The following is an 11,748-nucleotide window of genomic DNA, read 5'->3' as shown; positions in this document are numbered from 1 at the left end:
CAAGAAGGCCATGCTGGTGGTATCCTTCTAAGGCTTCGGATTGTTTGCGGGCGTGGCGCAAGCCAGCGGCCAATCAACTCTCCAAGCGATGGCGGACAAAGACGGCAGGGACCATGATGACGTCGGGTGTTACCCGGTCCTAAGGGCGGTCGCCTGCCGCCGGGACTGCTGGCTGTGATGGGCCGCAGTCCCGGCCGCCAAACTACCCGATCCTTCTCAAACAATCCTATGGCGGAGCAAGGAGCGAAGCGACGCGGCGCAGACCATAGGATCCATGCCGTGACTTCAAAGTGCCGCTACGGTGCAAAATTCTGCACCGCTGCATTCCTCGACAGCGGTCGCGGCATGGATCCCAGGGTCTCCGCGACGCCGCTTCGCGGCTGCTCCGTCCAGGATGACGACATTGGAGAGGCCCCCGGCCAATCCTTCATGTTCAAGACGGGTCCACCGAAACGAACGATGAAACTTGGCTGCCAACAGGCCTCTAACCGGTCAAATCCCCAGCGTCGAGGAATTAGCCGACGTCGAGCACGATCTTGCCGATATGATCGCCCTCTTCCATCCGCTCATGCGCGCGCCAGGCATCCGAGAGCGGGTAAATCATATCCATGACAGGTGCCACCTTGCGCGTGCCGAGCAACGGCCAGACCTGCGCCTCCAGCGCCGACGCGATCGCCGCCTTGAACTCGACGGTGCGCGGCCGCAGCGTCGAACCCGTATGGGTCAGCCGCTTGACCATGATCTTGGAAAAGTCTGCGCTGGCGACGGCACCGGCCTGGACGGCAATCTGCACGATGCGTCCTTCAACCGCTGCCGCCTCACAATTGCGCTGGACATAGTCGCCGCCGACCATGTCGAGGATGACATTGGCGCCCTTGCCGTCCGTCGCCTCCTTGACCGCCTTGACGAAATCCTCTTCGCGATAGTTGATCGCGCGGTCGGCGCCGATCTTCAGGCAGGCGTCGCATTTCTCCTTGCTGCCGGCGGTGGTGATCACATAGGCGCCGAAGGCGGAAGCCAGTTGGATTGCCGTGGTGCCGATGCCGGACGAGCCGCCATGCACCAGCAGCGTCTCACCCTTCGTCAGGCCGCCGCGCTCGAACACATTGTGCCAGACGGTGAAATAGTTTTCCGGCACCGCCGCGGCCTCCGTGTGGGTGAAGCCGGCCGGCAGCGGCAGCACGCTGCCGGTATGAACCTTGACATACTCGGCATAGCCGCCGCCCGGGGTCAGCGCGCAGACCCGGTCGCCAATGCGCCAGCGCGATATCTCGTCGCCAAGGGCCGCCACTTCGCCCGACACTTCGAGGCCCGGCAGGTCCGATGCGCCGGGCGGCGGCGGATAAGCGCCCTTGCGCTGCTGTACGTCGGGCCGGTTGACACCGGCGGCGTGCACCTTGATCAGGATTTCGCCGGGGCCGGGCTGCGGCACATCGCGCGTTTCCGGTTTCAGCACCCGTGGACCGCCCGGCTCCGAAATCGCGATCGCCGTCATCGTTGCCGGAATTTTCTGTCCGCTCGCCATGAAGTTTTCCGTCTTTCCTCGCCGCATTCTTACCGGCTGTTTGCATCGACGCCCCTGCCCTATGTATGCTCATTGCCAAATCAGGCAAATGGCCAATCTGGTGTGGCGGAGGAGGAGCAACGATGGCGATCTTCGACGACGAACCCAAGAAGAAAGCGCGTCCGCACGAAATCGGGCAGGACCTGTCGCTGCTCTCCGTCGGCGAACTCTCCGAGCGTATCGGCATCCTGCGCGACGAAATCACCCGGCTGGAGGCGGAGCTCAAGGCCAAGGACAACACCAAATCGGCCGCCGAGGCGCTGTTCCGCCGCGGATAGGCAGGCGGGCGGAGCGGCGCGCCGCCGAAAAGCCCGAATGCGACTGTCTTCAGACCTGCCATCCCTTCCAGAGTCCAGCCGGATCAAAAAATGCTCGCATCCTACAGGCCGATCCTCTCCCTGCTTCGCGGCACGGCCTTCCTGCTGGCGGCATCGGGTCTGCATGGGCTGCTGTTGCCCCTGCGCGGCCAGTTGGAGGGCTTCTCGACCGCGTCGCTCGGCCTGATGGGTACGGCCTGGGCAGGCGGCTTCGTCACCGGCTGCTTCTTCGCGCCGCGCCTTGTGCGCCGCGCAGGACATGTGCGCGCCTTCGGCGCCTTTGCCGCGTCCGGTGCCATCGTGGCGCTGCTCACCGGGCTGATCATCGATGAATATGTCTGGATCCTGTTGCGAGCCTTCACAGGCTTCACCATGGCCGGCGCCTTCATGGTCATCGAAAGCTGGCTGAACGAGAAAGCCACCAACGAGAACCGCGGCACCGTCTTCGGCCTCTATATGATGGTGACCTATGCCTCGATCATGGGCGGCCAGATGATCGTCGCCGGCGGCGACGTGAAATCGGCGTCGCTGTTCATGATCACCGGCATCCTGTTCTGCCTGTCGCTGATCCCGACCGCCGTTTCGACGGCCTCGCATCCCAAACCGCTGCAGGACGTCAAGCTCGACGTCAAAGGGCTCTACGCCAACTCGCCGGTGTCGGCGGTCGCTTGCCTGTTGGTCGGCATCGCCAACGGCGCCTGGGGCACGCTGGGTGCCGTCTACGGTGCGCGCATCGGCATTTCCACGCCCGAGATCGCCCTGATGATGAGCCTTGTGGTCGTTGCCGGCGCGGCCATGCAACTGCCGGCCGGGCGCCTGTCCGACAAGACCGACAGACGTTACGTGCTGGCCGGTGCCGCCTTTGGCGGGGCGTTGGTCGCGCTCTTGATCTTCCTGTTCGAACCGCGCTCAGCCGTCTTCGTCATTGTCTTGACCGCCGCCTACGGCGCTTTCGCCTACACGCTCTATTCGATCGCCGTGGCACATGCCAACGACCACGCGCGGTCGGAGGACTTCGTCAAGGTATCGGGCGGACTGCTGCTGCTTTACGGCTTCGGCACCATGATCGGGCCTTTGCTGGCGGCGGCGCTGATGGGCTGGATGCGCCCGGAGGGCCTCTTCCTGGCGACCGCCTTCGCGCATCTCTGCCTCGCCGGCTACACGCTGCTGCGCATCAGCCGCCGCGCTCCGGTGCCGATCGGCGATCGCGATGCGTTCAAGACGCAACCAGCCGACCGCTCCGTGACCCCCGAAGCATTGCGGCTTGACCCAAGAAGAAAAGCAGAAGCAAACAGTTGAGATTCGAAAAACTTTGCCTCACAAATGAGGGATGATGTTTTCCGACGCCTTCATGGCGATCGCCGACCCCAATCGGCGCCATCTTCTGGAAGAACTTCGACGCGGCCCGAAAACCGTCAACGAGTTGGCCGCCGGTTTGCCAGTCTCACGCCCGGCCGTTTCACAGCATCTGAAAGTGTTGCTCGACGCCGGACTGGTCAACGCCAAGGCTGAAGGCACGCGGCGTGTCTATACAGTAAGCAATTCCGGCTTCCTGAAACTCAACATCTGGCTCGATCAATTCTGGGAAGCCTGATTCACTCGCCCTTATCATCAACATCGCCACGATGGTCAGGCTTGTACTTTCAGGAAGGCGCCGAGCCCATCGAGCAGTTCACCCGTTCCATGCTCACGCGTGGCTGAGGTGTCGTGACCATCGAAGAAGGCGCCCTGTTCCGTCATCACCAGCCGCGTGCCCCCTGCTTCCGCCACAAGCTCGATCGTCGCCAGCGACACAGAGACGCGGGTTTCACCAAACAGCAGCTCATAGCTGTAGACGATGCGCTGGTCCGGCACGATGTCCTGATAGACCGCGTTGAAGAAATGCATCTGCCCATCGCTCGGGCATCCGGCATTGACCTCCTTGCCGCCGACACGGAAGTCCATTTCATGCCGGCTGGGCATCGGGTCGTGGGGATCCACGAACCAGCGCCGTTTGGCATCTGGGCTGCTGAACGCAAAGAAGACCCTTGCTGGCGCCGCCGGATAGAAGCGCTCGACGACAAAGGTGGAATGGACGACGGATCGTTGGCTCACTGAAGCCTCCTTCATGTTTCGTCTTTGGTTTGCGCCAGGAAATCGCCGAGCCGATCCAGCCGGCGCTCCCAGGCGAGACGCCGCTCATTGATCCAGTGCTCGGCCGCCCTCAGCGCCTTCGGCTCGATCTGGCAGGTGCGCACGCGCCCCAGTTTTTCCGAGCGCACCAGGCCGCTCGCCTCCAGCACGTTGAGATGCTGGACGACGGCCGACAGCGACATCGCCAGCGGCTCGGCCAGTTGGCTGACCGAAGCGGGGCCGCGCGACAGCCGGTCGACCATCTGCCGCCGTGCCGGATCGGCAAGCGCCTGGAACATCAGGTCGAGCTGGGCGGGATCGTGCAGCATCGCGGTCAGCCGTTATTGTAGGGGAAGAACTTGAAGTAGGGCTGCGCCTCCTCGATCACCCTGGCGAAAGCGGGGCGCTGCAGCAGCCGGTCGTGATAGCGCTTCACGGCTGGATATTTGTCGCCGAACGGCTCGACCTTATTGGCGTAGAAGAGCGCGGGCGATGCCGCGCAATCGGCCATGGTGAAGGCATCGCTCACCGCCCAAATCCTCGACTGCATCTCCTTTTCGATGATGGCGTAGGAATTGCGCAGTTGGCCCCGCGCCTGATCGACACCGAACGGATCGGTCTTGTCCTGCGGCCGCAGCCGGTCGCCGACGATCTTCTGCATCGGCTCCTGCACATAGAAATCATAGAAGCGGTCGGCCTGGCGGACCGTCAGCGCCAGGTCGATGTCGGCGGGAACGAGCTCGACCGGCCCCGGATAGTGCGCGGCCAGATATTCCACGACGATGGTCGATTCCAGCACCGTGCGGTCGCGCGCATCGTCACGCAGCGCCGGCATCTTTCCGGTCGGCGATATCTTCAGGAAGGCCGCGCGCGATTGCTCGTCGCCGAGATCGACAATGACCGGATTGAAGGCCGTACCATTCTCGTAGAGCGCGATCAGCGGCTTCCAGCAGAAGGAGGCCAGCGGATGGAAATGCAGCGTCAGGGACATTCTGTGCTCGTCTGTTTCTGGTTCATCGATGGGCGGGTGCTGTGCGTCGCCAAAGTCAACACTGAAGTATTTCCTTAACTATTGCGATGAGCCTTGCCCGTCAAGGCCTACCGGCGAAGACTTAATTGGACCTGATATGCGCGACGATGGCTGCTTCCAGCGCCGGCCAGTCTTGCGGATGCAACTCATGGCCGCCGCCTGCGACGCGAAGAAGTTTCGCGCCGGCGACAGTCTCGGCCAGCATCTCGCCGTGTTCGACCGGAAAGATCGGATCTGATGTGCCGTGGATGACCAGCAGCGGCGCCGCCATCTCTGGCAAGCGGCCCTTCCAGTCATCACCGCCCTTGAGCGAAAAATGATTGGTTGCGCTCAGGAACCCGCCGGAGCGGTCGTAATCCTGTTCGATGAAGGCTCTCATCCCGGCCTCGTCGAACGGGTGCGCGGTGCTGGCGATCGCCCTGGCATCCCTGACCATGAAGTCGATCACCTGGCGGCGGTCCGACCAGTCGACATCACCACCCTCGGCCGAATGCTCGATATAGGCGTCGATCGTCTGCGGCAGATGCGAGGTGTCCATTCCCACCGGTGAACTGCTGATCACGGCCAGCGACGCGACGCGGGAAGGATGCTTGAGCGCCACAAGTTGCGCGATCATCCCACCCATCGACATGCCGGCGACATGCGCCCTGCCGATGCCATGGCTGTCGAGCACACCGATCGCATCGTCCGCCATGTCGTCGAATGTGTAGGGCGGCTTGCCCGGCGGATATTTGGTTGAGCGGCCGGTGTCGCGATTGTCGTAGCGGATCACGTACAGGCCGGCATCCGCCAGCTCCCGGCAAAATGCCTCCGGCCACCACAGCATCGAGGCCATCGCGCCCATGATCAGCAGCAGCGGGGGATTTGCCGGGTCGCCGAAAGCTTCGGATATGATCTCGGGACGATTAATCGCGGTCATCACAGTGCCTCCTTAACCGATTGCATTTTGCAATCGGTTGCACGATAATAAAACCGATACGATAATGCAACCGGTTTTTTGTGGAGAGAATCGAATGAGCCTCGATCGCCGGTCCGGCTGTCCGATCAACCTGTCGTTGGAGGTGTTCGGCGACCGCTGGAGCCTGATCATCCTGCGCGACATGATTTTCGGCGGCAGGCGCCATTTCCGCGAACTGCTCAACGGATCGATGGAACGCATTGCCTCCAACATCCTTGCCGACCGGCTGAAACGGCTGATGGAATTGGGCATGCTGACCAAGGCCGACGACCCCTCACACAAGCAGAAGGCGATCTACAGCCTGACCGAGATGGCCATCACGCTGGTGCCGATCCTGGCCCATCTCGGCGCCTGGGGCCGGGTCTGGCTGCCGACCAGCGAGGAACTCTCGATCCGCGCCGAGCTTCTGGAAAAGGGCGGACCGCCACTGTGGGAGAAATTCATGGACGAGTTGCGCCATGAGCATCTGGGTACGCCGCTCGATACGGCATCCGGCCCGTCCGTGCGCGCAACCCTGCGAGCTGCCTATGAAGCCGTGGTCGCCAGCAAGGCTCTCAGCGCCAGCCCGGCTGCGTAACCAACTATTTTTCCCGCTGAGAGGCCGGCTCTGCTAGAACAAGCGAAACCACAATTCACGGGATTGGATAAGGTCTTGGTTGAGAACTCTCGGGATGCTGCCCGCGCGCGCGCAGATCTGCGCTTCAAGAAGCAGGAAGAAGCGGCGACCGTCCGCCAGAAGGCAATGGCGGAATATGCCGCAGAGAGCGACGCCCGCAAGGCCAAGACCGACAAGCTGCGGGCGCTCCGCCTCGCCAAGGAAGCCGACGACCTCGCCAACGCGCCGGCAGCGCCCGCCAAGAAGCCTGCCCGCGCCAAGAAGAAATAACGCGCCGCTCTCCGGTAACCCGAGCAGCTCGCCTGTCGCCGCCCGACGGCGCCATACAGACAGCCGCCCTTCATCCCACCGCTTCACAAGAAGCAATTTCTACCGAAACCGGGATTGCTTCGGCCGGCCTGCCGTCGATGATTGCCTCTTTCAACAGGAGATTGCCATGACCGCACTGCCGCTCGAAAAAGCCAGGCAAATCATCGATGCCGCCTTCGCCAAAGGCGCCGATCTCAAGCTCAAGCCGTTGGGCGTCTCGGTGCTCGACGCCGGCGGCCATCTGGTCGCCTTCCAGCGCCAGGACGGCGCCTCGTTCCTGCGCCCGCAAATGTCGGCGGGCAAGGCCTATGGCGCGCTGGCCATCGGCATGGGCTCGCGCAAGGTGGAGGCCTTAGCCAAGGAGCGTCCGCATCTGGTCGCCGGCATTTCCGACGTGTCGGGCGGACGCGTGCTGCCGGTCGTCGGCGGCGTGCTGATCCGCGACAAGGCCGGCGCCATCATCGGCGCCGTCGGCATATCAGGCGACACGTCGGACAATGACGAGGCGGCGGCTATAGCCGGCATCGAGGCCGCCGGCTTCACCGCCGATCCGGGCTGAGCCCTTAGTCTAGAGCAATTCCAGGAAAAGTGTGTGCGGTTTTCCGTCCGGAATTGCATCAAAACAAAGAGTTAGAGCAGTTCGCCGTTTCCGTGAAACGGTGAAATGATCTAGTTGACGTTGATGTCCCGGCTCGCCGACCGCATCGACACGGCGAACCCGGCCAGCACATCGAACAGCGCGATGATCATCAGCGTGAAGAAGATCGAGTGCGCCGCGCCCTTGACCAGCAGGAATTCGACCAGGAAGGCGACGAAGACCAGCGTCGACAGGAGATGATCCATGATCGAGGCGCTGGTCGTGCGCGCTGACTTCACCATTTCGGCGAACAGGAAGATCAGCCCGATCAGGATCATCAGATCGCCGAGCGTCATCGAAAACACCCCGCCCGACATCATGCGGAACGACAAGATCTCGCTCGCCCACGGATCGTCACCGCCGCCGAAAATTCCGAGCAGGCCGAGATTGTAGAGAATGAAAGGCACGATCAAAAGCGGGACGGCACCGAACATCTGGCGTCTCCATATGGGGGCACCTTCTGTAGAATGCGCCACGGGCACGCCGTCAAGATTTTTCGTAAAAAGCCGCCTACACGGTCGAAGACCGGATGCAACAACCATGTCAGCCGGTTACCCGGCTGACATGGCTCCGGCTCGGCATTTGGCCCGGCGTGGTCGACTGCCAAACAGAGGCCGCAGGCATCAATGGCAGAGGCTTGGAGAGACGGTGATGACTGGCCGAGTTTCGGCAGCGAGCCATTGGGCCGCCAAACGCAAAAAGACCGGCCAGAGGCCGGTCTTTTTTATAACTCAAACCTTGGGAAAAGCTGGTCTCAGCTTTCCTTGGGGGTCAGCACCTGGCGACCGCGATACATGCCGGTCTTCAGGTCGATGTGGTGCGGGCGGCGCATTTCGCCGGAATTCTTGTCCTCGACATAGGTCGGGGCCTTAAGGGCGTCGGCCGAGCGGCGCATGCCGCGCTTGGACGGAGAAGTTTTGCGTTTCGGAACGGCCATGGATATGCTCCACTACATGGTCAAAAGCCCCGCCCGCCCTCGTGAAAGGGCCATGTCGGGGCCTAAATCTGAGAAAGTCGGGTGCCTATACACGCCCTGTGCCGTTTTGGCCAGCGCTACCTCGAACTTTTTTGAGTTGGCTAGGTTAGGGTGTATCGAGGTTCAGGTCAGGCCAAGCCGAAAGCGATGGATAGCGAGAACCGGAGCGGAGCGTACTTTTCGTACGTGAGCTCAGTTCTACTGCGACGCAGTAGAAACGGGGAAGCGCAGATATCCACCGTTTGCAGGCCGGCATCACCTGAACATCGACACACCTACTCGAGACAGCCGACATAGGCGCCAGAGCGGCCAGCCCTGCGCTCGATCAGATTGGCCAACCTTCTCAAGCCCGGGCCGGGTTTTGCCGGATTGCGGGCGATCGGATTGGGCAAGGTGACGGCAAGCAGTGCCGCCTGCCGGCGCGACAGTTGTTTTGCCGAAATGCCGAAATGATGCTGTGCCGCGGCCTCAATGCCATAGATGCCCGGCCCCCATTCGGCGATGTTGAGATAGATTTCCATGATGCGGCGTTTCGACATCACCGCGTCGAAATAGACCGCCAGCGGCAGTTCGACGACCTTGCGCACGGTGCCTAGTGGGCGCGACCAGAGAAAAAGGTTCTTCACCGTCTGCATGGTGATGGTCGAGGCACCGCGCGTCGCCTCGCCGGCCAGCGCATCGTCGACGACGCCGCGCAATTCACCGAGATCGACGCCGCGGTGGAAGCAGAACTGCCCATCCTCCGACATGATGACCGAATGGGCCAATACCGGCGCGACATCGTCGATCGACACCCAGCGCCGGTCATAGCCGGAGAAGGTCGCCAGGTCCTTCAGCATCAGCGTCGACACCGGATGCACGAAGGACGGCAGGTAAAGAAAGGTCAGCACTGTCGGGATCAATGCCAGCACGGCGGCCACGACAATGCCGCGCCGGACCCAGCGCCTGAGACTGCGGCGGTTCACGCCGCGCGATCTCGTCGCCATGTCCAGCTCTTCGGTTTCATGATCGACGATCGGTTCCGCCAAGCCGCCCAACCCGTATATCTGCCTGCTCCGGCATAATGGCGCTTGCCTTCTTGCGCAACGTCTGAGTGTCGGCTACCGCTCCCGGCCATGACGAATGACGACGAAATGGCGTTCGAAATGGCGCTCATCAGGCGGGCGGCCGCCGTCGAGGTGCTGCTGCGGCGGTTGCTCGACGACCGCCCGCTGTCGGGCGAGATCGCGCGACCCGAGCGGCTGATGTCGGCGATGCGGCATGGCGTGCTGAACGGCGGCAAGCGCCTTCGTCCCTTCCTGGTCATGGAAAGTGCTGCCCTGTTTTCCGCCGATGGCGAAGCCGCGCTACGCGTCGCGGCCGCACTTGAATGCGTGCACTGCTATTCGCTGATCCATGACGATTTGCCGGCGATGGACGACGATGACCTGCGCCGCGGCCAGCCGACCGTGCACAAGGCATTCGACGAAGCGACAGCCATCCTGGCCGGCGACGCCTTGCTGACGCTGGCCTTCGACATCATCGCCGGCGAGGCGACCGTGCTGCCGGCCGAGCGACGAGCGGCATTGGTGCTGGCGCTTGCCCGCGCCGCAGGCGCCGGCGGCATGGTCGGCGGCCAGAAGCTCGACCTCGAAGCCGAACAGACACCGCCCGACGAGTCCGGCATCATAAGGCTGCAGGCGATGAAGACCGGCGCGCTGATCCGCTTCGCCTGCGAAGCGGGCGCCATCATCGCCGGCGCTTCGGCCGAAGACCGCGAAAGACTGGCCGAATTCGGCTCCGCGATCGGCCTTGCCTTCCAGCTTGCCGACGACCTGCTCGACCTGACCGCCGACACCAGCCAGATGGGCAAGGCGACCGGCAAGGACGCCGCCGCCGGCAAGGGAACGCTGGTGGCGCTGCACGGCGTGAACTGGGCGCGCAGCCAGCTTCACGGCCTCGTTGACCAAGCGCACGCGCTGCTCGAACCCTATGGCGACAAGGCAGCGCTGCTGAAGGAAGCCGCGACCTTCATCGCCACCCGCAAGAGCTGAGTTGAGGTTCGAACAACCGGCCTGGCAAGGCAGGCAGGTTTACCCCCGCCCCGCGGCATTCGCCACGACGAAGACCGAATAGAGCGACTGCCGTGCCGTGATGAACAGGCGGTTGCGCTTCGGGCCGCCAAAGGTCAGGTTCGCCACCGTCTCCGGAATGCGGATCTTGCCGATCAGCGTGCCGTCGGCATCGAAGCAATGGACGCCGTCTCCGGCACCTGCCCATACCCGGCCTGACATATCCACCCTGAACCCGTCGAACAGCCCGGCCGTGCAGGGGGCGAAGACGCCGAGTTCTTTCAGTGAGGCGCCCTCGACGGCGAACTTGCGGATGTGTCTGGGTCCGTCCTTCTGGTGTGTGACACCGGTGTCACCGACATAGAGGATGGTCTCGTCCGGCGAAAAGGCGAGGCCGTTGGGCTTCGCCATCGTCGAGACGACGCGTGTCACCGCGCCCGTTGCAGGGTCGGCGCGGTAGACGTGGCAGCCCTCGATCTCCTGCTCAGCGCGGTCGCCCTCATAGTCGGTCGCGATGCCGTAGGGCGGATCGGAAAACCACACCGTGCCGTCCGATCGTACCACCACGTCATTGGGCGAATTCAGCCGTTTGCCCTCGAAACTGTCGGCGATGACGGTGATTGACCCGTCATGCTCGGTGCGGGTGACGCGCCGCGCCCGGTGCTCGCAGGTCACCAGCCGCCCCTCGGTGTCGACGGTGTTGCCGTTGGCATTGCTGGACGGCGAGCGGAACACCGAGACCACGCCATTGGTGTCGTCGTAGCGCATGACGCGGTCGTTCGGGATGTCCGAAAACACCAGATACCGCCCGGCCGCGAACCATGCCGGGCCCTCCAGCCAGCGCCCGCCCGTCCACAGCCGCTCGACCGCCACATGGCCGACGAAACAGCTCTCGAAACGCTCATCGAGAACCTCGAAGCCTGCGCCCTCTATGTCTCCGAACATGCCTTGTCCTCCATGAAACCGGCCTATCGTTAGCCTTCGCGGGGAGCAGTTTTCAAGACTTGACGTGCAAAAATGTTAGCGATAACATTGGTCGCAGTTCAGTCCGATTGTTTGGCTTGGGAGGAGGCCAGAAAATGCGACCCAAGCTCATCGAGTTCATCGACATCACCAAGCACTTCGGCGGCACCATGGCGCTGAAATCGGTCTCGCTCGACGTTCAAGAGGGCGAGATC

At 62.8% G+C, this 11,748-nt stretch carries 16 protein-coding genes; 7 read left to right on the top strand and 9 right to left on the bottom strand.

The window, feature by feature from the left end; genetic code table 11:
- Nucleotides 1–514 precede the first annotated feature (514 nt).
- Nucleotides 515–1,525 (bottom strand): NAD(P)H-quinone oxidoreductase, encoded by a 1,011-nt coding sequence (locus AC1DX0_RS22300; protein ID WP_477221807.1) that lies wholly within the window; start codon nucleotides 1,523–1,525, stop codon nucleotides 515–517.
- A gap of 122 nt (nucleotides 1,526–1,647) precedes the next feature.
- On the opposite strand from AC1DX0_RS22300, the gene AC1DX0_RS22295 reads away from it, so the two are divergent.
- From AC1DX0_RS22295 to AC1DX0_RS22285, 3 genes are all read left to right on the top strand, one after another.
- The gene (locus tag AC1DX0_RS22295) at nucleotides 1,648–1,842 is read left to right on the top strand and encodes a DUF1192 domain-containing protein (RefSeq protein ID WP_027059123.1); all 195 of its coding nucleotides are present in this window, start codon (nucleotides 1,648–1,650) and stop codon (nucleotides 1,840–1,842) included.
- Nucleotides 1,843–1,932: 90 nt separating this feature from the next.
- The gene (locus AC1DX0_RS22290) at nucleotides 1,933–3,180 is read left to right on the top strand and encodes an MFS transporter (protein ID WP_477221806.1); all 1,248 of its coding nucleotides are present in this window, start codon (nucleotides 1,933–1,935) and stop codon (nucleotides 3,178–3,180) included.
- Between the two features lie 31 nt (nucleotides 3,181–3,211).
- Nucleotides 3,212–3,475, top strand: coding sequence for an ArsR/SmtB family transcription factor (locus tag AC1DX0_RS22285; protein WP_027041916.1), 264 nt, complete (start codon nucleotides 3,212–3,214; stop codon nucleotides 3,473–3,475).
- Between the two features lie 35 nt (nucleotides 3,476–3,510).
- On the opposite strand, the gene AC1DX0_RS22280 is transcribed toward AC1DX0_RS22285, so the two are convergent.
- The 4 genes from AC1DX0_RS22280 to AC1DX0_RS22265 all read right to left on the bottom strand — a co-directional run bounded on the left by AC1DX0_RS22280 (nucleotide 3,511) and on the right by AC1DX0_RS22265 (nucleotide 5,942).
- A complete protein-coding gene (locus tag AC1DX0_RS22280; RefSeq protein WP_477221805.1) occupies nucleotides 3,511–3,975 on the bottom strand; it encodes an SRPBCC family protein in 465 nt (154 codons plus the stop codon).
- Nucleotides 3,976–3,986: 11 nt separating this feature from the next.
- On the bottom strand, nucleotides 3,987–4,322 hold the full coding sequence (locus tag AC1DX0_RS22275) for an ArsR/SmtB family transcription factor (protein WP_096451040.1): 336 nt from the start codon (nucleotides 4,320–4,322) through the stop codon (nucleotides 3,987–3,989).
- Nucleotides 4,323–4,327: 5 nt separating this feature from the next.
- Nucleotides 4,328–4,984 carry a glutathione S-transferase family protein gene (locus tag AC1DX0_RS22270; protein WP_477221804.1) on the bottom strand — a complete coding sequence of 219 codons (657 nt, stop codon included), beginning with the start codon at nucleotides 4,982–4,984 and terminating at the stop codon, nucleotides 4,328–4,330.
- A 121-nt stretch (nucleotides 4,985–5,105) separates the two neighbouring features.
- Nucleotides 5,106–5,942, bottom strand: coding sequence for an alpha/beta fold hydrolase (locus AC1DX0_RS22265; protein ID WP_477221803.1), 837 nt, complete (start codon nucleotides 5,940–5,942; stop codon nucleotides 5,106–5,108).
- A 94-nt stretch (nucleotides 5,943–6,036) separates the two neighbouring features.
- Here AC1DX0_RS22265 and AC1DX0_RS22260 point away from each other — a divergent pair, with 94 nt between their 5' ends.
- The 3 genes from AC1DX0_RS22260 to AC1DX0_RS22250 all read left to right on the top strand — a co-directional run bounded on the left by AC1DX0_RS22260 (nucleotide 6,037) and on the right by AC1DX0_RS22250 (nucleotide 7,465).
- Entirely contained in the window at nucleotides 6,037–6,558 is a 522-nt protein-coding gene (locus tag AC1DX0_RS22260) for a winged helix-turn-helix transcriptional regulator (protein ID WP_477221802.1), read from the top strand.
- A 75-nt stretch (nucleotides 6,559–6,633) separates the two neighbouring features.
- Entirely contained in the window at nucleotides 6,634–6,867 is a 234-nt protein-coding gene (locus tag AC1DX0_RS22255) for a hypothetical protein (protein ID WP_477221801.1), read from the top strand.
- 166 nt (nucleotides 6,868–7,033) lie between these two features.
- Nucleotides 7,034–7,465, top strand: a complete 432-nt coding sequence (locus tag AC1DX0_RS22250) for a GlcG/HbpS family heme-binding protein (RefSeq protein ID WP_477221800.1) — start codon at nucleotides 7,034–7,036, stop codon at nucleotides 7,463–7,465.
- Between the two features lie 110 nt (nucleotides 7,466–7,575).
- On the opposite strand, the gene AC1DX0_RS22245 is transcribed toward AC1DX0_RS22250, so the two are convergent.
- The 3 genes from AC1DX0_RS22245 to AC1DX0_RS22235 all read right to left on the bottom strand — a co-directional run bounded on the left by AC1DX0_RS22245 (nucleotide 7,576) and on the right by AC1DX0_RS22235 (nucleotide 9,556).
- A complete protein-coding gene (locus AC1DX0_RS22245) occupies nucleotides 7,576–7,977 on the bottom strand; it encodes a hypothetical protein (RefSeq protein WP_477221799.1) in 402 nt (133 codons plus the stop codon).
- 320 nt (nucleotides 7,978–8,297) lie between these two features.
- A complete protein-coding gene (gene rpmF, locus AC1DX0_RS22240; protein WP_008834724.1) occupies nucleotides 8,298–8,480 on the bottom strand; it encodes a 50S ribosomal protein L32 in 183 nt (60 codons plus the stop codon).
- Between the two features lie 314 nt (nucleotides 8,481–8,794).
- Nucleotides 8,795–9,556 carry a biosynthetic peptidoglycan transglycosylase gene (locus tag AC1DX0_RS22235; RefSeq protein ID WP_477221798.1) on the bottom strand — a complete coding sequence of 254 codons (762 nt, stop codon included), beginning with the start codon at nucleotides 9,554–9,556 and terminating at the stop codon, nucleotides 8,795–8,797.
- Nucleotides 9,557–9,634: 78 nt separating this feature from the next.
- Between AC1DX0_RS22235 and AC1DX0_RS22230 the strand changes: the two genes are divergently transcribed.
- Nucleotides 9,635–10,552, top strand: a complete 918-nt coding sequence (locus AC1DX0_RS22230; protein ID WP_477221797.1) for a polyprenyl synthetase family protein — start codon at nucleotides 9,635–9,637, stop codon at nucleotides 10,550–10,552.
- A 39-nt stretch (nucleotides 10,553–10,591) separates the two neighbouring features.
- On the opposite strand, the gene AC1DX0_RS22225 is transcribed toward AC1DX0_RS22230, so the two are convergent.
- Entirely contained in the window at nucleotides 10,592–11,515 is a 924-nt protein-coding gene (locus AC1DX0_RS22225) for an SMP-30/gluconolactonase/LRE family protein (protein ID WP_477221796.1), read from the bottom strand.
- Between the last annotated feature and the right edge of the window lie 233 nt (nucleotides 11,516–11,748).

It is taken from the genome of Mesorhizobium sp. P3_A9 (assembly GCF_056402975.1).
The sequence above is the reverse complement of the archived record's forward strand: the minus strand, read 5'-3'. Positions and strand labels throughout refer to the sequence as shown.